This window comes from Candidatus Planktophila sulfonica (genome assembly GCF_002288065.1).
GTDB lineage: Bacteria > Actinomycetota > Actinomycetes > Nanopelagicales > Nanopelagicaceae > Planktophila > Planktophila sulfonica.
In genome coordinates this window covers 46,623-67,963 of record NZ_CP016773.1, presented here as the reverse complement: position 1 = coordinate 67,963, position 21,341 = coordinate 46,623, and the positions used below count along the sequence as shown (strand labels likewise).

General features: G+C 45.5%; 18 protein-coding genes. 3 read left to right on the top strand and 15 right to left on the bottom strand.

Annotation, left to right across the window (positions count from 1 at the left end; all coding sequences use genetic code 11):
* The first annotated feature begins 5 nt into the window (after positions 1-5).
* Positions 6-929 carry an aldo/keto reductase gene (locus A1sIA56_RS00295; protein WP_095672982.1) on the top strand — a complete coding sequence of 308 codons (924 nt, stop codon included), beginning with the start codon at positions 6-8 and terminating at the stop codon, positions 927-929.
* Here the strand turns inward: A1sIA56_RS00295 and A1sIA56_RS00290 are convergent.
* From A1sIA56_RS00290 to A1sIA56_RS00280, 3 genes are all read right to left on the bottom strand, one after another.
* Positions 926-1,687, bottom strand: a complete 762-nt coding sequence (locus A1sIA56_RS00290; protein ID WP_095672981.1) for an FAD:protein FMN transferase — start codon at positions 1,685-1,687, stop codon at positions 926-928. The genes A1sIA56_RS00295 and A1sIA56_RS00290 overlap by 4 nt on opposite strands.
* Positions 1,684-2,304 carry a hypothetical protein gene (locus tag A1sIA56_RS00285; RefSeq protein WP_095672980.1) on the bottom strand — a complete coding sequence of 207 codons (621 nt, stop codon included), beginning with the start codon at positions 2,302-2,304 and terminating at the stop codon, positions 1,684-1,686. The genes A1sIA56_RS00290 and A1sIA56_RS00285 overlap by 4 nt, the downstream gene beginning before the upstream one ends.
* Positions 2,305-2,379: 75 nt before the next feature.
* Entirely contained in the window at positions 2,380-3,735 is a 1,356-nt protein-coding gene (locus tag A1sIA56_RS00280; protein WP_223298436.1) for a ferredoxin reductase family protein, read from the bottom strand.
* A 90-nt stretch (positions 3,736-3,825) separates the two neighbouring features.
* Here A1sIA56_RS00280 and A1sIA56_RS00275 point away from each other — a divergent pair, with 90 nt between their 5' ends.
* Positions 3,826-4,776 (top strand): NAD-dependent epimerase/dehydratase family protein, encoded by a 951-nt coding sequence (locus tag A1sIA56_RS00275; RefSeq protein ID WP_095672979.1) that lies wholly within the window; start codon positions 3,826-3,828, stop codon positions 4,774-4,776.
* Between the two features lie 19 nt (positions 4,777-4,795).
* Here A1sIA56_RS00275 and A1sIA56_RS00270 read toward each other — a convergent pair whose 3' ends face one another.
* The 9 genes from A1sIA56_RS00270 to A1sIA56_RS00230 form a co-directional block, all read right to left on the bottom strand.
* Entirely contained in the window at positions 4,796-6,601 is a 1,806-nt protein-coding gene (locus A1sIA56_RS00270; protein ID WP_150121983.1) for a hypothetical protein, read from the bottom strand.
* 38 nt (positions 6,602-6,639) lie between these two features.
* Complete coding sequence (locus tag A1sIA56_RS00265) at positions 6,640-7,845, bottom strand: nucleotide sugar dehydrogenase (protein WP_095672977.1); 1,206 nt, start codon at positions 7,843-7,845, stop codon at positions 6,640-6,642.
* Complete coding sequence (locus tag A1sIA56_RS00260; RefSeq protein ID WP_095672976.1) at positions 7,846-9,555, bottom strand: O-antigen ligase family protein; 1,710 nt, start codon at positions 9,553-9,555, stop codon at positions 7,846-7,848.
* A 108-nt stretch (positions 9,556-9,663) separates the two neighbouring features.
* On the bottom strand, positions 9,664-11,568 hold the full coding sequence (locus tag A1sIA56_RS00255; protein ID WP_095672975.1) for a hypothetical protein: 1,905 nt from the start codon (positions 11,566-11,568) through the stop codon (positions 9,664-9,666).
* Positions 11,569-11,709: 141 nt separating this feature from the next.
* The gene (locus tag A1sIA56_RS00250) at positions 11,710-13,026 is read right to left on the bottom strand and encodes an RNA polymerase sigma factor (RefSeq protein ID WP_095672974.1); all 1,317 of its coding nucleotides are present in this window, start codon (positions 13,024-13,026) and stop codon (positions 11,710-11,712) included.
* A gap of 109 nt (positions 13,027-13,135) precedes the next feature.
* Positions 13,136-14,986, bottom strand: coding sequence for an ABC transporter ATP-binding protein (locus A1sIA56_RS00245; protein ID WP_150121982.1), 1,851 nt, complete (start codon positions 14,984-14,986; stop codon positions 13,136-13,138).
* A gap of 32 nt (positions 14,987-15,018) precedes the next feature.
* Positions 15,019-15,969 (bottom strand): alpha-1,2-fucosyltransferase, encoded by a 951-nt coding sequence (locus tag A1sIA56_RS00240; RefSeq protein ID WP_095672972.1) that lies wholly within the window; start codon positions 15,967-15,969, stop codon positions 15,019-15,021.
* The gene (locus A1sIA56_RS00235) at positions 15,956-16,852 is read right to left on the bottom strand and encodes a glycosyltransferase family 2 protein (RefSeq protein WP_095672971.1); all 897 of its coding nucleotides are present in this window, start codon (positions 16,850-16,852) and stop codon (positions 15,956-15,958) included. Before A1sIA56_RS00235 ends, A1sIA56_RS00240 begins: the two co-directional genes overlap by 14 nt.
* Before the next feature lies 1 nt (position 16,853).
* Positions 16,854-17,765, bottom strand: coding sequence for a putative sugar O-methyltransferase (locus tag A1sIA56_RS00230; RefSeq protein ID WP_095672970.1), 912 nt, complete (start codon positions 17,763-17,765; stop codon positions 16,854-16,856).
* A gap of 84 nt (positions 17,766-17,849) precedes the next feature.
* On the opposite strand from A1sIA56_RS00230, the gene A1sIA56_RS00225 reads away from it, so the two are divergent.
* A complete protein-coding gene (locus A1sIA56_RS00225) occupies positions 17,850-18,812 on the top strand; it encodes a hypothetical protein (RefSeq protein ID WP_095672969.1) in 963 nt (320 codons plus the stop codon).
* Here the strand turns inward: A1sIA56_RS00225 and A1sIA56_RS00220 are convergent.
* Genes A1sIA56_RS00220 through A1sIA56_RS00210 form a run of 3 tightly spaced genes read right to left on the bottom strand, consistent with a single transcriptional unit; the run spans position 18,809 to position 21,262 of the window.
* Positions 18,809-19,753, bottom strand: a complete 945-nt coding sequence (locus A1sIA56_RS00220; RefSeq protein WP_190277007.1) for a dTDP-glucose 4,6-dehydratase — start codon at positions 19,751-19,753, stop codon at positions 18,809-18,811. The genes A1sIA56_RS00225 and A1sIA56_RS00220 overlap by 4 nt on opposite strands.
* The gene (locus tag A1sIA56_RS07015) at positions 19,750-20,157 is read right to left on the bottom strand and encodes a sugar 3,4-ketoisomerase (protein WP_095672967.1); all 408 of its coding nucleotides are present in this window, start codon (positions 20,155-20,157) and stop codon (positions 19,750-19,752) included. The genes A1sIA56_RS00220 and A1sIA56_RS07015 overlap by 4 nt, the downstream gene beginning before the upstream one ends.
* Positions 20,150-21,262, bottom strand: a complete 1,113-nt coding sequence (locus A1sIA56_RS00210; protein WP_190277006.1) for a DegT/DnrJ/EryC1/StrS family aminotransferase — start codon at positions 21,260-21,262, stop codon at positions 20,150-20,152. The genes A1sIA56_RS07015 and A1sIA56_RS00210 overlap by 8 nt, the downstream gene beginning before the upstream one ends.
* Positions 21,263-21,341 lie beyond the last annotated feature (79 nt).

Sequence of the window (21,341 nt, the reverse complement as noted above, 5' to 3'; positions counted from 1 at the left end):
GCTCAATGCTGACAATTCCAGAAACTGACCTCGTTGTTCACCCACTCTGCCTCGGCGGAAACGTATTTGGCTGGACCGCAGACGAAAAGCAGTCTCACGATGTCTTAAACGCCTATGCATCCCACGGTGGCAATTTCATCGATACCGCTGATGTCTATAGCGAATGGAAACCCGGCAACAAGGGCGGCGAATCCGAGACCATCATCGGCACCTGGCTTAAGTCACAAGATCGCAGCAAATTCGTCATTGCCACAAAGGTCGCCAAGCTTTCCACCCGCCCAGGCCTTCGCCCCGAGAACATCATCGCCGCCTGCAATGACTCACTTCGCCGCCTACAAACCGATTACATCGATATCTACTATTCACATCACGACGATGCCGAAGTGCCTATGGCAGAAACCTTGGGCGCATACGCACAGCTAATTAGCGAAGGAAAAGTTCGCCACATCGCAGCATCTCAACACACAGGTGCACGTCTTCAAGAAGCTCTCAATATTTCTAAAGAGCAAGGCTTGCCTCAATACATCGCTCTTCAAGATCATTACAACCTCATGGAGCGCAATCCATTTGAATCAGAGCAACAAGACGTTCTAGCAACCAACAACCTCAGCGCTCTTCCTTTCTACTCACTCGCCCGCGGATTCCTTTCAGGTAAGTACCGCCCCGGCGTAACCGTGGATTCAGTCCGCGCAGATGGCGTCAAGGAATATCAAACCGATAAAGGTTGGGCAGTAGTTGCGGCCCTTGATGAAATTGCCAAAGCACACAACTCATCAGTTTCAGCAATTGCACTTGCTTGGCTTCGTTCTAACCCACAAGTCAGCACGCCAATCGCATCTGCTCGCACAGTCGAGCAACTGATTGAAATCATCGAGGTTGTTCACCTTTCTGAGTATGAAATAATGAAGCTCAACTCAGCAAGCGCTTAATATCCTTTATTAGGTCCGTACGACCACGCTGTTCCATCGTGGCGATTGATTGTCCAAAAAGAGTAATCGCTTAACTCTGGTCGGCCAATCCACTTCTGCGCGTCCACTCCATCAACCATCAACGCTGTTGCCAGCGCATCACAGATTGCCCCATCAGGGCCAATAACGCTTGCTGAGCGCGCACCAATAGCAATCAACCCCGTATGCGGATCAACGATGTGTGCACCCTTTTCATAATCTCCACTAGTAGCAACTGATCCATCAACAACATCAAAGAACTTCACAAATTTCTCAACATCATCAGGGCTAGCAATACCTATATTCCACGGCCCACCTTCAGGCTTCCCACCCCGCAGAACTATGTCCCCAGAGGCATTAATCAATACCTTTTCAACCCCTGCCTCAACCAGCATCTGCGCGCCGACTTCAGCTGCCCACCCTTTAACAAGCCCCGACGGATCAAAACCGCCTTCGGCTTTCCAGGGATCAAAGGCACCCAGAGTTAACTCTCGAGAAATTTCGCATAGCGCCCAGACTTGCTGCACATATTCACTTGCATCGTCAATCGATAACTCACTTCGGCGAATTAGCGAAACCTGCGAATCTGATTTATATGTCGAAAAATCTCGATCTACTTGATAAAAGAATTCTTCGACTGCATCAACTGCAGCACTTACAGCAACATCATCTAACCCTGACGAGGTTGCCTCAATAACAACAACCGTTCCCCAGGTTTCAACGAGTCGTTTTACGCTCACACACCGGCCTTTGTAATTGCTGACTTCACAGATGACCAGAAAGCTTCAGCAGTAAATGATGCCTGTGAACGACAACTGTTTTGTGTAGAACATGGAAGCTGCGCAGCAGAGTACTGCTTAATCTGTTCCACGGTAATTGATCCAGCATTCACAAATGGAACCACTGCAGATAGCGCACGCTGCGCCCAGGAAACAGGAGACTGTGATGCTGAAACATTTGTAATCTTGCCATTGCTAAAAGTCACTGTTGCAGAAAGTGTTCCATAATTACGCGCACTAAATGAAGCACCTGTCACAGTTCCTGAATATCCACCACTGCTTACAGCAGCTGCAGACTTGGTTGGCGCTGGCGTTGCCACTGCAGATTTCGTAGCAGTCGGCGTAGCCGAAGCTTGAGTTGCTGCTGCACTTGGCTTGGCACTTGCCACAACCTTGGTCGCAACAGGTGTTGGCGAATTCGCAACAGGTGCTTGTGTAGTAGCGACAGTAGTTGTCGTACCCATCGAACCCGAAAGTGATGCAACGCTATCTGTAGATCCCAATTGCGGCGGTGTTATGGCCAAGACAGCACCAAGCCCACCGACAGTGCCACCTGCTATTAATAGTCCACGTTTCATACCGAAACTATCTCTTCCTAACCTGAGAAGTAACTGAGCCAGCTCTCTGGTCAGTCTACGAATACCAACCGACTTTTACTCGGAGTGAAAAGCAAAAGCTTCATCATGGAAGCGGTTCTTAGGCACTCCGAGGTCCTCAGCAGCCTTTTTTACGGTCTCTACAAGCGGCCCAGGGCCACAGATGTAGATATCTGAGTCAGCAATACGTGGAACCAGTTCTTCAAGCGCCTTCGCATCCATCGGATGATTCTTACGAGAGCCCACCAAGTAATGAACCCGAATCGTGCCCCCCGAATTAGCCTGTAGGTAATCAAGTTCTTCCTTTAGCACCAAATCTTCTTTGCGCGATACTCGATAGATAACTTCTAATTGCACGCCATTCTTAAACTCATCCATCAGCGCACGAATGGGCGTAATGCCAACACCGCCACCAACCATCACCACATGCGGTCTGGTTGCACGCCCTGCAGTAAAGGCACCATAAGGCCCTTCTACAAATACTCGTGTTCCACGCTTCAAGAATGCAAGTGAGCGAGAGTGATCACCTAAATCCTTTACAGTCACACGCAAGAAATTCTCAGTCGGCGCAGCCGACAGAGAATAAGGATGTGACATCAAGAAGTGACCGCGAGTTAAGAAGCGCCACCCAAAGAACTGTCCGCCTTCAGCCGCCAACTTATGCAGGTTGCGACCCTTCATAATTACCGAGATAACCCCTGGTCCCTCAACAACAACTTTGTCCACAACTAAATTAAGTTGCAGCGAGCGCCACAAAGGAATACCAAATCGGTAGTAGATAACACAGACAGCCATCAACACATAAAGTGAAGTCCAGTACAAACGATTAAGTGGATGCCCTACAAACATCTGACCATTAAGCACTTGGTGCATAAATGAAACTGCGATAGCGATGTAGGTATAGATATGGATAATCCACCATGTCTCATAACTCATCTTTGCTCGCGCCTTCTTATATGAAGTCACTCCCGCCATCACCATTAAAATAAATCCAGCCAGTGCTGGCCACATCCACGCCATCGAATTAACCATCCGCCACATCTCAACAGCCAGCATCACGCCATCCTGCCCAGCCGATGACACCACGATAAAGAGCACATGCGCCCCAATGAGATACAAACTCCACGGCCCCAGCTTTCGATGCCAGGTCACCAATCGATCGTGCCCAACCCCGCGTTCAACCCACGGAATACGCGCAATCAGGAAGATGCCCACCACCGCAAAGAAAGTCCCTGTAAGGGCCGCCAAACGCGATACAGATGCCACCACCGCATAGACCGATGAGATACCGCTCTTTCTCATCGTCGTCACCTGCAGAGCCAACGTCAGCCCCAACCCAATCCCTAAGAACCACGAAGCCCAATCAACCCCAGCCGATGAGTACTTCTTATACGTGGCCCCAGTGCTTTTCATAGCCAAACTCTCTCCTACTTTCCTGAGAACCACCTGCATGTAACCCGAGCCACCACTTAACAATCAGCCATAAAAGATAGACTCACACCCATGCGCGCTTTCATCACCGGTGGTGCCGGTTTCATCGGTTCACACCTTGCAGATGCCCTCATCGCCCGTGGCGATAGTGTCACAATCCTCGACAACCTATCGACTGGCTCAAAGAAGAACATCGCTCACCTGGAAGGCAAGATCATCGTTCACGAGGGCGACATCCGCGATAAAGAACTCGTCGACAAACTAGTCGCTGAATCAGACCTTGTCTTTCACATGGCCGCAGCCCTAGGCGTTAAGAACATCATGGAACACACCATTGAATCCATTGACCGCAACTTCTCTGGTTCTGAAGTAGTTCTCAACGCAGCCACAAAACATAACAAGCGCCTTCTCATCGCATCTACCTCAGAGATCTACGGCAAGAATCCCAACCAACCACTTCACGAGGAATCAGATCGTGTCGTTGGCGCGCCGCAGAAGATTCGCTGGACATACTCTGACGCAAAAGCGCTTGAGGAAGCTGTGGCACATACACTTCACAAGACCCATGGCCTCAGAGTCACCACAGTTCGCTTCTTTAATACCGTCGGCCCACGGCAAACCGGTCAATACGGCATGGTTGTTCCCCGTTTTATTCAAGCCGCCCTCAAAAATGAAGACATTGTCATCTATGACGACGGTAGTCAGTCTCGCGTCTTCTGCCACGTTGAGGACGCAGTAAGAGCTGTTTTGACCCTAGTCGACACAGAAGCCACCATTGGCGATTACTTCAACGTCGGTGGTACAGGTGAAACGACCATCAAGCAGCTAGCAGAGAAGATAATCAATCTCACCGAATCTAAGTCGGAGATTAAGTACGTTCCCTATGCAGACGCCTACCCTGAAGGCTTTGAGGATATGCAACGCCGCGTGCCTGATATTTCAAAGATTAGGAATGCTATTGGTTGGGCGCCTGTGCATAATCTTGAATCAATAATCAAGTGTTCAATCTCTAGGGATTTCTAAGGAAAAACGGATAAAATCATTAGTTATTTTGAATTGTAAGGACTGCGATGTCTGTCCATTCTGAATACTTATTCGAAACCCATCCTCTAACTTGAGCTTGAAACCTATATTTACCATTAGGGAGCGCCTTTAGGACTCCTGCGTCAATGCTAATTGTTCGAGTGGCTTGACCGTAGTTGAAGAAATTTCCACAACCTTTTTTTGAGGATTCCGAGGCAGGCCAAGGACCACAAGGCAAAGTTGAGCTCATATCAACAGTTATGGGGACCAAATTCGATGTGGAATCTGGATAAAACATACGAAGGTACATAGCGGAAAGTCCATCATCCGATTGAGCTGATGCGGTTATTTGGAAACCTGGCCAGGTTATGTATTTAACTATGCTTGGATTTTGTGGATTGATCACGCCGTCTGAGTATGGAGTGAAATAGCCTGAGTTCTCTCGTATGACTGGTTTTGCATAGTCAACGACAGTTATCGGAGCAACTGGCGGTGTCGAAACTGTTGGTGTTGGGCTTGGTGTTGGGCTTGGTGTTGGGCTTGGTGTTGGGCTTGGTGTTGGGCTTGGTGTTGGGCTTGGTGTTGGGCTTGGTGTTGGGCTTGGTGTTGGGCTTGGTGTTGGGCTTGGTGTGAAGTTCACCGATGGTCCCTTGACGCTTATAAAGCCTTGGCTAAAAATATAGACTGGATAGATACCACCGGGGGCAAGCTTTGGAAGGCTGACGGTAGCCGTATAGCTTCCACTTGAGATATTGCCAGAGACTAATCTCGCTGGAGTGCCAGGAAAATACTCATCATATTCAATGCCAAAAAGCACTGTGAGCGGTTGATCAAACCTAGAGATACTAGTTGTTGTAAGACTGAAATTTACGGTTACAGATTGTCCTGTTGTGATTGCAGCTTTATCAACCGCGATTATAGAGACGAAATATGCCGGTGATGGGCTTGGTGATGGGCTTGGTGATGGGCTTGGTGATGGTGCGGGTGGTGTTTTTATGAATGTACTAAAACCTGGCTTAAAACCTAGCTTGGTTGAGGTAACTTTTAAGAATATGGATCCTTCTGACCATGAGAACCCATAGACGCGGAAGAGCCCTGGCATTGGCTGCGTGACGAAGCCTCTGGTTACCTCGGGTGTCCAGATAAAGCTTGCGTCATAGTTTTCAACTCTTACATAGAATTCATTGGACTGTTCGTTTTCAAGTTTTAACTTGGGTAAGAAACCTTCACTTAGGAGTGTTGCCTCACCATAAATAGTCGCTGACCCATCTTTGTACTGTGGCCTTGATGCAATAACTGTCGCTGCAGATATCTCTCCAGGTTTTAGACCCGAAATGACCACTTTCCCTAAATTTGAAATCGAATGATAGCCAGCAGTTGTGGAGACTCTCCAAGAGAATTGTGAGCTGTAGTTACTGATCGTGAATGTGTAGCTATTAAAAGTAGATGCTACCAAAATAAGTTTGGGTATCAGTTGTGTAGGGGTTGGATCTGCAAAGGGAGGAGCAATGCTTACGCTTGCAATCGGGCTCGGAAGAGCACTTATTGAAACTGTTGGTGCCGGAGAGAGAATTGGAGACGGAGTACTTGATGGCAAGTTAACAGGACTTGGGCTAGGTGAAGGTTTCGGTACCGTGACTTTTGAACCCTTTTTCCAAATGAGTTTCTTGCCGGTCTTTGCACATGTGTATTTATACCCACCCAAAGTTGCGGTTGTGCCAGCTTTAGAGCAGACCGCTCCTGCCTTCACGGCAGCTTGTGCAGGAAAAGCAGTTAAAACTCCAGCCAGGCAAGTGATTAATGCTCGAGCAACCATTCGCCTCATGGTTTCAGATTACGCTAGGCCAGAATCCTTGAATAGGGCTAGAGGCCATGCGCTCCTACAACTTTTCCAGTCGTATCGAAGACGTACGGTGCACTTGCCAAAATATCTCTGACTTGAACTTCCTCATGCTTCGTAATCACCACAGCAATATCAGCCCCCGATAACGGCGATGATTTCTCGCCATTCCAACTTCCGACAACATCATCATGCCAAGAAACTACGGCACCCCGTTCACGCAAGTGCTCAATGACAAGTTCTGCGGCTGTTTCTCGGACATCAGCGACGTTTGGCTTATAGGCAACACCAACAACAAGAACACTCTTGCCTTGGAGAGATCCACCGTTATCGGCCTGAACGCGGTCTACTACATACTTAGACATTTCAAGGTTGACTTCATTAGCTCGACGAATAAATGTTGCCGGTGCGCCGTGCTTCTCAGCTACTGCTGCTAAGTAAGTTGGATCCACGGGAATACAGTGCCCACCAACACCAGCACTTGGGGTGAACTTCATAAAGCCGTATGGCTTCGTGTTTGCTGCTTCCAAAGTCTCATAGACACTTATCCCTAAAGAGTGCGCAATTTGGGCAAATTCATTAACTAGTGCAATGTTTACCTGGCGGAATGTATTTTCAAAGAGCTTTGCAGCTTCTGCTACCTCTGGTGAAGAGACTTCAACTAACTCATCACAGAACTTTGAATAGAAGCTTCGGGTCTTCTCGGATGCTTCAGGCGTTAATCCTGCATAAAGACGTGGAGTGTTCTTTTGATTGTAATCGCCACGACCTGGGTCTACTCGCTCTGGAGAAATGGCATATAAATGCTCAACTGGACTCTTGGAATACTTCTGAATTGCAGGCTTAATGTAATTGCGAAGTGTGCCAGGGAATGACGTGGATTCATTAATTACAAGGACTGGTTTTTTGACATTTTCGCCAATTGACTTACATGCAGCATCGATAAAAGCTAAATCGGGTTGACGGTCTTTAGTCAGCGGTGTTGGAACTGCAATCACTACTATCGCTGCATCTTCAATGTCAGAGCCCTTGGTGGTCGCGCGATATCGGCCAGCCTTAATCCATTTACTTAATAAATCGCTGTCTACTCCCTCAATGTGCGAAATTCCCAAATTGAGTTGGTCGACGATTCTCTGATTATTGTCGAAGCCGATGACTTCGAAATATTTACCGGCAAATGCGGAAATCGTGAGACCCACATAGCCCTGCCCAATTACTGCAACTTTCATTTATCTTTTGTTTATTTCAGGGTTATTGGGATCCAAGCGCTTCATATTCTTGAGTGCAAGCTCTTTTTCAACAGGGGTTGAATTCTTTACTGAGTACAGCGCATTCCATGAGTCAAAATTCTCAGGGTTGTATTCAGTAGCTTTAAGAGCATATTCACGGGCTTTATCAAATAATTTGCTGTTTTCTAGAATGGCCACAACGTTGACGAGCCTCTCGGAACTTGGAGGATGAAGATAAGACGGCTTTAACACCTTTTCAACTTCTACCAAATTCCCTGAATTAGTTGCTTTAAACCATGCCATATCAGCGCTGATTGGCGGAGCAGCAAGAATTAAGCCAACTACCAAACCTAGGCCTGCAATAAGTGGGCTCGAAATTACCTCACCCTGCTTGGTCTTAACTGCTCGTCCGCTCTGCTTAAAGCCTTCTTCACTATTTGTTGAAGAAGAAGCGCGTCTTTGACTTGCTTCGTAAGCAACGAGGGCGCCTGTTAGTACCCAGCCCCACACTGCTAAGCCGATTTGATTGATGCTGATCAGAGATTGGAGTTGATAACCAATCCATGCAACGGACAATCCAACGAAAATTGGATCATAATTTCGAGTGCGCTTTATTCCACGAAGAATCGCTAGCGCACCGAGGAGAAGCAACCCCAAGTAGCTCATTACTAGCGGGAATCCGCCGTATGAAAAAATATCTAAAACAACATTGTGTGCCGAGTTTGTGACCGTACTTGGACCTGGCAAAACAGTCGCAGCATTCACTGAGCGAGATCTACGGTACCAATCGCCGTATCCGTCCATACCAACACCAGTAAAGGGGTGGCTGAGTGCTGATTGCAATCCTGCATTCCAATACGCTCCACGAAGAGAAACCGAAGTCTTGTAAACAATCTCCGCGAGTGGCCCTTTTTGAAGTGCGCCAGCAAGTGCGACAAATCCAAAGCTGAGGACCGCGCCAGAGTAAAGACTGACTGGCAGCCATCCTTTTGTCTTGCTTCTGATGAAAAAGAATCCGACGGTTGCCGTACCGGCTGCGGTAACTACGACCCCTTGAACTGCATGAGTTTCGTAGACCGCATAAAGACTCAATATCAAAAGCGCCACTACGGAAATTCGCTGCCACAACGGCAAACCCGCTCCCAGCAAGTATCCAATAGTTGCTGAAATCCAAATCCCTAAGAATGCCCCAATAAAGTTTGGGTTACCGAATAGGCCAAGAATGTTTCCATATGGGTTATCCCAACCAATAAAATCACCAAAGAAAGCGGCCCATCCACAGTACAAAACATTAATCACGCCGGTAAAGAAGAGCCCTAAATACAACTTTTTGAAACTTTCTGTTTTTTGCAAGGTTAGCGCGCCGAGAAGTAAGCCTGAAAGGAAAAGGTAAGTAAGAAAACCGGTGTTTCTTCCAAATACTCCGTATAAATTTTGGGGAAGTGGTGAATCACTCGTAAGAATTGATATGAAAGATAATGAAACGAACAAACCAGCCAGAATCACAACTGGGCGACTTACCGAAAACCCACTCTTAAATCCGCGAATTAGGAATAAGGAAAGAGCGGAAAATCCAACACCGCCCAGAGCAAAGAATTTCGTTACATTCACAGGATCTGTGACAGAGCCAGTTATCAAGAACATAGACGTGAATGGCACTCCAGTAAAAAGGAGTTTTGCCATCGTGCTTTCGTATTGGCTCTTCAACATGCCCTAATCCTAACTAATGAAATTCATATCCATAGAAAGGCCGTAGCCCGACTCTCCGCGAAGAGAGCCGGGCTACGGCTTGTGATCTTTTCAGTCAAAGGGGGCTAATTAAGCCTTGACCTTCTTCTGGATCTTGATGACTAGGTTAGTCAATGATGTGATCTGAGCCTTGAGGCTTGCGACCAACTTAGCAACAGTTGCTGAAAGTGCTGCAACTGCATCTGATGCATCCTGAGCTGCAGCTGTTGCTGCATCTGCTGCATCTGCTGCTGCAAGAGCTGCATCTGTAGCTGCGTTAGCTGCATCTGTCGCTTCGTTAGCTGCATCTGTAGCTGCATCTACGCCTGGGTTAGTTACAACAGTGGTTGTTGTGATTGTTGTTCCAGCGATTGCATCTGCAATTGCTCCAACAGCCGCACCAGACTTACCTGCAAGTACCCAGGTGTTTGTGATTGTTCCTGATACTGCTGGAACGTAAACGTCAACAGTAGCAACACCAGAAACTGTAGTTACTGTTTCACCAGCGTTGAATGGCTTAACTGCTGATGTGTATGTAGGAACTGTTGTTGTGTTCCAAAGGATTCCACCGAACTGACCGAGAGCTGCAGACTGGTTCGCAGCTGCACCTTCGTATGTTGAGTCAGCTACTGGCTTACCGTTCTTGTCTGTGAGTGTAAGTGTGTATGTGACCTTGTCACCAACAGATGCTGTAGCAGGAGCAGTGATAGATACAGAAGCTGCAACGATGTCTGAGTAATAGGTTGAACCCATTGCTGAAACTGCTGTTGCATCTGCGTCTGTTCCTGTTGCTGTGATCTTGTACTCAGCTGCACCGAACGCTACTGATGAAGTACCAGTTGCTGAACAGTAGTAGACCAAGTCTTTGGTATCGAAAGAACCACATGTTAAATCTGCTGTAGCAATTGCCTTACCAGCTGTAGTTGTGTCGGTACGTGTACCTGTGATTGTTGAATCAGTAACCAAGTTACCTGCTGAATCCTTTACAGAAACAGAGAATACCTTAGGTGTTGTCTTACCAGCAGCAATGTATGCCTTCTTCACTGCAACAGTGATTGTTGAAGGCTTCTTGTCAGCGAATGTAAGTGATTCTGTAGCAAGTACTGCGCCAGAAAGTGAGCTTGTGAAAGTAATTGTTGACTTTCCAGCTGTTCCATCTGAGTAGACGAGTACGTAGTTAGTTGCACCTGTACCTGTTGTTACAAAACGAGCTGTTGCGTTAGCGCGAGCCATCGATGTAGTTGTATCAGTACCAGTAACCAAGAATCCTGGACCAGCAACTGTTACGTTGATTGGATCAGCTGTTGATGCTGTTGCGTTGCTAGCAACGAACTTAATTGTTGCTGCTGCTGCTGTACCTGTTGTAGCTGAAGTTGCAACAACTGTTGCATCTGCAGTTCCTGGGTTAGAAGTTCCAGCTGAAATTGTTGAAGTAGATGAAGTATCTGCAATCTTCGAATCAGCTGTAACTGTGACTGTCCATACGAATGGCTTGATATCTGTTGTACCAACAGAACCGTTAGCTGCTGCTGTGTAGATTGTAACTTCGTATGTACCGGCTGTTGTTGGGTTTACCAAGTTAGCCTTGACTACTGCACGAACAGGTGTACCTGATGCGCTTGCAGTAGTTGTATCAAGTGCAATTCCATCTGCAGAGTATGCGCCAGAAGCAAGAACTGCTCCAGCTCCTGATGATGATCCTGCGCGAAGTTGTGTAGTTGTTGAATCTGTTGTTCCGTTGAAGTTAACAGTTCCAGATGCACCCTTTGTGCGAACACCAACAACAGTTAGAGATTCGCCGGCTCCGCCGAGGATTCCTGAAACTGTAAGTGAAATCGTTGCTGTTTCACCAGTCTTGATTGTTGAAGTTGTAGCTGATGGTGTAACGGTTACTGAAATTGCAGCTGCGTTTGAAGGCGCAACTGAAAGAACACCGAGACCCAAAGCTGCAACTGCTACAAGCGCTACGCGCTTGAATGTTGTCTTTGTAGACATTTGTTTCCTTTCGATAGTCGATCTACGGAATTTCCGTAGGTCGGCTTGGAATTGATTTCTCAATTCCTCTCGATTCATCGCACGTGCTGATGAATCAAATTCTCCACCGTGTATCCGGACGCGGTGAAGAAACTTATTTAATTATGCTCCGGGTACTAATACCGCCTGAGCCAAAATTTGGGTCTTGCTCGCATTGAGCAAGAGACGAGACGTGATCGTCTTAGGTGCGCCAACAAGGTCGTAGCCGCGGTCGCCCACGGGGATTACGAACTCTGAAGTTGGGGTCGAGAGTAGGGAAATTGTAACGGTCATAAGGTACTGGCCATTGGACATACGCTCAAAATCCACGCTCGTGGCGTCAGCCTCAGCTACCGCCCAATTGCCCTTGATTCCGAGTGCTACGTAACTGACCTCATACTTTGTGCCGTTGCCATCGACTGTGATGGTCTGATCGATCATCACATTTGGTCCACCCCCAGATGTGATGGCCTGGGTGGCCAAAATTGTGCCTTCTTCGGTCGCAATCGGAGTATTGCGGTTTACGCGGATCTTTCCGATTGGACCATTTTCACCTGCGACGGTGAATCCTGTTGGGACGCCCTCGTTATCAAGGCCAGGCCAGTAAGCCTTTGCGCTCTTGACGTATACTCCAGAAACCATCGTTGATGACTTCTTTGCTGGCATCGAGATAGATGGGGCAGGTGATGGTGAATCTGTTGAGGCAGATCCAGCTACGGCTCCTGTTGAATCTTTTGAGCTGACTGTTGGAAGAACTCCTTCGCGGCCAGTCATTGAGTTAAAGCCAAGGAATGCTGTAACTACTAATAGTAAGGACAAGGCAACTTTTGAAGACTTAGCTGCGAGCTCAGATGCCTTCTTATAGGTGGTTGAAAGCATGTCAAGAGCTGTAAGGCCACGCTCTTGATCAATAACAAGCTCTGAAAGCACGCGGCGAAGGGATGTGCGAGCGCGTGAAACTGTGTGACGCACTGCAGATTCCTTGATTCCAAGCTCTGCAGCGATTTCTTCAGTTGAACGGCCTTCCATCTCCCACATCACAAGCGCTGCGCGCTCAGCAGGTGAGAGAAGAGCCAAAGCCTGGCGAATAATCGCCGCATCTTCAGCCTGAGTAAGAACTTCTGAGTGATCACCTGAAACCTGCCATGCAGCTTCAACTTCAGCCTGGGCATCATCGATAACCACAAGGTTTGGACGGCGCCCTTCCATGCGGAAGTAGTCGATGCAGAGGTTTTCAATAGTGCGGTGAAGATAAGAGAGTGCGTGCTCTTGTGATTCAAGCTCAGGGGCAGCGAGCATGAACTTAATAAGAGAGTCTTGGGTGATTTCTTCAGCCTTAGCTGAATCCTTCAATACGCGATTGGCATGCACAAGTAGCTCTGAACGGTGCTCAGTGTAAAAAGCCCCCAGTTCAGCAACTGTCCATACGCTAAGTGCCACTTTATTGATCCTTCATTAACCGGTTTTGAACCTCAGAACAGAGGTTCTATCCCCTACTACGAATCCCAGTCTAGATTGTCGCGGGAAGGGGACAAAACGGACAAATTGCCTAGAGCCCCATTAGCTGAGCTTGAGTATCAAAATCTGGAACGGTATTCCGAACAGACTCAAACGTGCCTACGGCCTTAATTGAGCCTTCGGACATGTAAACGACCTGATCAGCATTGCGCACGGTGCTAAGCCTATGGGCGACCATGAGCACGGTGACCTTACCTTTGAGGCTAAGTATTGAATCGGTAATTCTTGACTCAGTTTCGCCATCCAAAGCGCTCGTGGCTTCATCAAGTACAAGCAACTTTGGATTAGTAAAGAGTGCCCTGGCAATCCCAAGGCGTTGTCTCTGACCACCACTGATTCGGGCACCCTTTTCGCCCACATAAGTGTCTAGTCCGTTTGGAAGAGTGGCGACAAATTCCTTCAACCCGGCCAATTCAATGGCGTTATGAACTAACTCATCTGTCGCAACCTCAACCGGAAATCCCATTGCGATATTTTCTCTCACAGTGCCATCGATAATCGAAACATCCTGGGGAACATACGAAATTGCACCTGGGGAAATTTGAATCGCATCAATCGGTGTCAGGTTCGAAATCAATACCTTGCCTGAATTGGGTTCAATGATTCCGAGAATTACATCAACTAAAGTGGTTTTGCCTCCGCCGGAAGGACCTACAAGAGCGACAACGCTTCCGCTTTGGATATCCAGATTGACCCCTGACAAAGCTTGTCTATCACTATTGGGATAGGTGAACGATATATCTTGAATTTGAATTCTCGGTACAAATTGTTCGTGAGTTAAGTCAAGCTCTTGGTTGACGCTAGTTGCAGGTAATGTGTCACGTAAAGCATCAATCAAATCTAGCGTTGGTTCACTGCCGCCAAGACTAGATTTGATTTGAATTAATGCTTGCTGAAGCCTGAGCGCCGCAGGTGAAATGCGAGTTCCCGCAACTAAGAATATCGACAGAGTAGCAACAGCTGTGACGGCATCATGCAATGCAAATTGAATTGCTGCAATCAATAACGAGCCGAGTACTACTGAAGTCTCCAATACGTATTTGCCAATATACGGCATGAAGCTGAGTTGTGCTTGTGTTTTGGCCAGATCAAATCTGAGCATGCCAATCTGCTCAGAGTAGTAATTCCTGCGGTTTCTGACCACTGATTCTCGATAGGAATTCAAAACCTCTAAGACTTTTTCATTGCTTTTTATGTGCAGCGTTGATTCTGCAAATCCAAGAGTCTTCGCCTTATTATGTAAATTCTTATACATAAAAAGAATGATTGATCCAAACACAACCAAAGTGCTTATGGCTATTGCCGGATCAACTACAAATAAGCCTGCAGTTAAGAGGATCAGTAAAGAGGTATCTGAAATCATGGTCACAACTGTGGCTAGTACGCCTATCGTTAAGGTTGAAACACCTTGAGTAAGCGCAAATAAGGTTTGCTGCGTAGTTCTCTCTTGAATAAACAGGAGGGATTTAGAAAGAAGTCTGGCCACCAAATCGGATGAAATCGCAGCGCCTCTTCTGCTAAGAAATAACATCGTTCGCTTGGTTACAACCACCGTTAGAAATGTTCGAGCCATTAGAAAGCACGTGGCAAGAATTGCAAGAATTGCAGCTTGTTTCTGAAATGGAAGATTAGCTATCCCAATTGCATCCAGGACTTGACCCACTCGACTATTTGGAGATTGTGATTGAACCCCTGATACTGCCAAAGATCCCATTACGCCGAAAACTGCCACTCCTGCGAGATCGAAAAGTCCTAGGCAGACTTGAACAACAATAACTAATGAGATTTTTCTTCGGTCTTTGACGCTCAATACGCGAGAAGCTCTGTAAATTGGGCTCTTCGTTAATATAGAAAATTTAGGCTTTGATAAAAATTCAATCACGGACACATCGTCTCATACAGCAAGATATAAACTTAATTGCGCGGCCAAGGGTTTAACAAAACCCAGGAATCCGGAAGCAGTGAATCGGGCGTACCTCCAACTTTGAACCAAGGACTTGGAGCAACAACCTTAGCTTTAGGGTCAGATCTTAAGAAAGCAGCCCACCAGCTGTAAGTTGAATTAGAAATTACATAGCCACTTCCGTGTTTCATTAGCTCCAACGTGCTTACTGGGTCGCCATCTACGTTCGGAATCCAGATAATTTCACCTAGCGCCTCACCCTGAAAATATTTCTTTGCCTGACCCACATCATCCGAAAAAACCCAAATTGGATTGTTTGGAAGCTTTTCCCGTAGAAGAGATATGCCTTCCAGAAAATAACTTGGGGGGAGAATTCCGAAATTTGGCTCCAATAAGTAATCTCCCAAACGAATGTGAACAATAATCGGAAGAGACTGTTCAGCTAATTTAAGATTCTTCTGGAGCTCTACTCCAACTCGCTTCGGTCTCGAAGCCTTTAGAATTTTGAAGACGGCATGGTCCGATGCATACCTAAAAGTTTGAAAATACCCAATAGCGATTGAACGATGAGTGCCTTTTATCCCTGGCGTGTAGCCGACGCCTCGACCGACGATAACTTGACTGACACCAATCAAGCCAAGAAATCTTGTTAGTCGGGTAAAGTGCTTAACAATGAAATCTAGATTTCGACTTGCAGTGGATTTAATTCCAGCGACCAAGAGAATTCTAAACAATTGCCTCTGGAGGGGCATTTCTTGACGTTCAGTGAATGCGATTTCCTTACCAGGGAAGTCAAGCGATTCCAATATGACTCGATTCTCTGAATTCAAGTTGGGGAGTCCCTTATTCCCATCTGCCAACACTTTTTTGTCTACTGAATAATAAAGTCCACATGCAATTTGAAATAGTTGGTTGCCTAATCCACCATTTAGGACAACTTTATTTGAGTCATGTCCTTTCATGAAGAATTCTCCCCACTATTCGAATTGGGGCTACCGTCAGGAGCAACTTTGTCTTCCATGAAGATCTTGCAATCGTCGCGAAGAATAGGCGCATAGTTAGAACCTTGAGCCCTGGCAATCCTTCTTTAATGCAGGTCAAGGCGTTCTTGCTTAAAACAAGAATGGCAAAATCTTGATCTTCATTTTTTCGGTCAATAAGGTTGGCGCTGGTGATCTTGCATACTTCGAATAAGTCTCCTATTTTGTTCTTTTGACTAGTAAGTTGATCCGGGACTCCTTGAAAATACTTATAGAAGACTTCATCCGTAAACAAAATCCTTCGATTTTCCGGACCATGTTGTAGCAAGAAAAGTTGATCTTCTCCTAAATGGAATTTAGTAAATTCCGAATTTCGGATAAGTCCCGACTTGAACACCATGCGCCAAATTCCTGGGTTCAAGACTAGATCTGAAAGAGTCTTACTTCGCGAAAGGTATTTTGACTTCTCGCTTAAGTTATCTACTAGTTCAAACTGACCAATGACTATTTCGGTTTGCTTATCCAACTCACTTACTACACCTAAGATTTTTTCTGGAAGTGGCAAATCGTCGCAATCCCAAAAACAAATCCAGGCGCCGGAAGACATCGAAAGTCCTACATTTCGGGCAAGTCCTGGTGAACCAGAGTATTTCTCAATCAGATGTACGTTTGGATTATTCAAAGAATTGCACAGCGCGATAATTTCTATCCCCGTGACCTCGTCTTGCTTGTCATGAACTATTATTACTTCCAAATCCAATTGACTTACATCCTCAAGCCAAGATTTCATTCTCTCTAATCGACCAGCCATTCTTGTTACAGGAACGATGGCCGTAAGGAGTGGCATAGAATTTTCTTGCGACATATTACCTAATTTCAGAACAATGCTCTAAGTTCAAATGCTTTCCCCAGACTAAGACATAATTGTCTGGATTAGTCCTTGGAACCTCTTCAACTAATCTTGAGCCTGTTATAACTGCTTGAATTTCTTGAATCGAAAGCTTTCCCTTGTTCCGGCCCGTAAAATCTGCCCGGCCACTATTCATGATCATATATCCAGCTTCTGATTTCTTGAGAATATTCTCCAGGTACCAAGTTTGAATTTGTCGTGGCAACTCAGAAAATGCGTAGTTACTTACTGCAAAATTTATAGGAGTGTCGTGAGTTTGTCCGAATTCTGGGAACCTTACATTTTGTGAACGGCCAATCGCTACCAAGAATTTCTTGATTAGGTGTTGTACGTTTGGAAGATCGTAGATTTCGTATTCATTAACTTTGAAAAAATCTTGAAAGACCGCGCACTGGCCTCCGTACCCTCCGCCAATTTCAACCACATTCCCCGACATATTAGTTCCAAAAATACTTTGAATCTCAGATGCAACAGATAGATACCGAATTGTTGTTGGGCTGATTTCCACATCTTGAAGATAAATATATCTGCGAGGTTTACCAATTAAATCGCTGGTGTGCCTTTTTGGGAAATTGAGATAAAGATCTGGATTCTGATTTTCGATTTTCTTCAAGTATTTGATACCTTGCCAATAAGTGACATGCTCAAGAATTTCTCGATAATTATAAATTCGTCGAAAGCGATTAAATTTTTTAGGATTCGAATTGATGGCGTCAACGCTGGACACGTAAAAACTCACTTCGCTATCACTCTTCGAATCGTCGGCGCTAATAACAGTTTTACTTGATAAAGCCCGAATTGCCCTATTTCTGAACCTAAATGCTAAGTCGATGATATTATTTCGCAGAATTCTTAGCAGGTTTTTCATGGTGTAAGTGTATTGCGCGCAAGTAGTTAAATAATTTACATTCTCGGTCTGTCGGACAAGTAGATTGTTGAGGGGTCGATTTAGGTGGCAGCAAATATCCTGGGACAAAGACGACCCCTATATTTCACTCTTAGTGATAGAAATTTTCTTCCTCGTACGTTAGCAATGTGTGAATCACTGCGAGTTTTTGACCAGAATAGCGATTTTCTTTTCATTGCCCTAGAGGAATTGACGAAACATGAGGCCCTCCAATTCGATATAATTGGAGTGGAAGTTAGAGCATTAAGTTCTGTTTTGGATTCAGAAACTCTAGAAATCCTTCGCTCAACTCGTAGTTTTATGGAGTTTGTTTGGAACTTGCCTTCTTTGATACTGAGCAGAATTCTTGAGGCGGGTGGTTCATTTTCGGATGTTGTGTACCTGGATGCGGATATTTTCTTCTTTTCATCTCCGAAGCCGATTTGGGATGAAGTAGGGTTGGGTCGAGCAAGCATTGTGAGACATAACTTTTCTGAGCGATTAGCAAGAATTTTTCTTGACTCTGGCGAATTCAACGTAAGTTGGGTTTCGATTCCAAATACCCCAAACGGGATTAAGTTAAGTCAAGACTGGACGGCAAATTGCCTTGATCTTTGTCCAGATAAACCAACACTTCATAATGGGCGGATTGTCTACGGTGATCAAAAGTATCTCGATTACTGGCAGTCAGATTTTGGTGATTTAATCCATGTTATTCAAAATCCAGGGGCTGGAGTAGCGCCGTGGAATTTCGAGAACTACAACTTCGCGAGTCACCCAGTCAGCATTGACGGCCAGAATGTCATTTTCTACCATTTCTCGTCACACCAATTTGGATTTCCTCTCGCTAGGAAGATGGGTACAGAGTACTCAAAAGTGCAAAGCGCACCCGATGAGATTTATGTACCCTACGAAAAAATCCTTAAGGAAAAGGCTCGCCAGCTTGGATTAGCTAGATGGAAATCACGCTATGAACCTTTACCTAAGCGGGCTAAAAAGTATTTCCAGCGTTTATTTGAATCTCGCTAAAGGCTAATTAATCCGTCTAGTCCCTCATTCAAGTCAATCGCAGGCTTCCACCCAAATTCCTCGCGAAGCAAACGACTATCAATCGCGTAACGAAAATCGTGTCCCGGTCTATCTGCAATGAATTTAACTTTAGATTCAGAATATTTTATTTTGTCTTGAAGTAATTTAATTATTTGCAAGTTAGTCAGTTCTACACCTGTACCGATATTATAGACACTTGATTGAGGTTTAATTGCAGTAGCAATTTGCATTATTGCCGAAACATGATCCCCCACATGGATCCATTCGCGAACATTCGATCCATCTCCATAAACTTGCAAGTCGTGATTGGCTTGGATTGCTTCAATCATTTTAGGAATTAGTTTCTCTGAATTTTGATTCGGACCATAATTGTTCGAGCAGCGCGTAACAATCACATCCATCCCATAGGTATGTCTATAGGAAAGTGCAATCAAGTCTGCGCTTGCCTTCGAAGCTGAATACGGCGAGGAAGGCATCAATCGAAATTGCTCATTTGCAAATCCGACCTGAAGGGAGCCATAGACCTCATCTGTTCCAATTTGAATAAAACGGTTATTCTGAAAAGAGCGCCAGGCATTCAGTAGATTTGTCGTTCCAAGCACATTTGTTGTGACAAATATTGCAGGACCGTCAATGCTTCGGTCTACGTGGCTCTCAGCTGCAAAATTGATTCCATACTCGAACTGATTTGAACCCAAAATCACATCAACTTCGGTTGAATTGATATCTACCTCGTGGAATACAAAGCTTTTCGATTCTCGAGCTTCCTTACTTATATTAGCCAAATTGCCAGCGTAGGTTAATTTATCAATGCAATGTATTTCAAAATCTGACTCTTTGGAAGATAGCTCATTGAAAAGTCGATTTACAAAATTGGACCCAATAAATCCTGCTCCACCCGTCACAAGATATTTCTTCATGGAGTATCCCCATTCCATTCATCAATTGTGAATACATCAGTTGAGTCATATGCCTGGTCCGCGAGTACTAATAGTTGAGTCTCTGCCGAGAGAAAGGAATATTGAATCAGGTTATTCACTTGCAATAAGAAGGCAGAACCTGCCTCTAAAACAAACTCGCGAGAAACCAATTTTGAATTTGTGATATAAATTTTCACGCTGCCTTGCGTGCAGATTAGAATTTGATTACATTTCCGATGAAAATGTGAGGCTCGTTTAACACCAATCGGAACACTGTTTATCCAGAAAATTCTTTTTGGTTGTAAGGAGATTTCCCCAAACTCAAGAACGGAGAGGTTGCCTCTTTCGTCTAAGAAGGATGCAATCTTAAAAGGATTCGAATCTACTTGTTCCAAATTAGGCATTGGAGCCAGACCACTTCTGCGCAACAATGCACACCAAATTTACCTGTTCATCCGTCAACCAAGGATAAATCGGCAGAGATACAACTTGTTTGCATAATCTATGACTTGTAGGTGTGGCCTTATCAACTCCAAGGTAATTTAATCCTTCTTGAAGCGAATCTGGGATCGGGTAATGTCGCGTCAATTCCACTCCTTCAGCACCAAAGAAATTAATCATTTCAGTTGGATTTTCACAAACTCCTACCGCTAAATGTGCAACATTATCTAAGGCAACACTTCGATCTTGGAAAAAAATGCCGCTTGAAAATGAGGAAATATACTGAGTAAGAATCTCCCTGCGGCGCATATTTGATTGATTCAATGTTTTCAGTTTCTCATCAAGCACAGCCGCGTTTATTGAATCTAGGCGTGAGTTTCGAGCGAATTTCTCCGAGATGTTGTAGCGGTGTTTCCATCCATATTGTCGTAATTTGTTAATACGTTCTGCATATAAATCATTATCCGTACAAATGGCACCACCATCTCCGACTCCACCTAAATTCTTTGTCGGGTAAAAGGAAAAGGTTCCTATATCGCCAAAAGTACCTGCCTGCTTTTGATCCTGTATCGCTCCAATGGATTGCGCGCAGTCTTCAATCACCTTAATATCATTTTTCTTCGCCCAGGCCATAATTGAATTCATGTCTGCCATGCGGCCGTATAGATGTGTAACAACCACAGCTTGGATTTCATCTGAGAAATCAGTTGCAAAATCTAGATCCATCTCAAAATCGGATGGGTTGACATCGCAAAAAATCGGACGGTGCCCGGTGCTTAGAACTGCCAAGCTCGCGTACCCGCCAGCGTTATCTGCCACAAGCACGTTTGACATCGGTGGAAGGTTGAGTGCCGTGAGGCCAATAATCAGCGCATCCATGCCGGATGCGAGACTCAGGACATGATTAGCGCCTACATAAGTTGCTAAATTCTCTTCAAACTTTGAGACTGCATTGCCGCCAATCAGCGAACCACTTTTCAACTGCTCGGAGATCGCGCCTAGATACTCAGTATTCTGGCCAGCTAAATTCCCGGCCGGTACAACAAAATTGCGCAAGGTTTTGCTCAACTCGACTCCCGACCTTTTCATGCAAGTATACGCGAATAGTAACCGCAAAAAGTAGCTCTACCGTTAATGAGATATATCT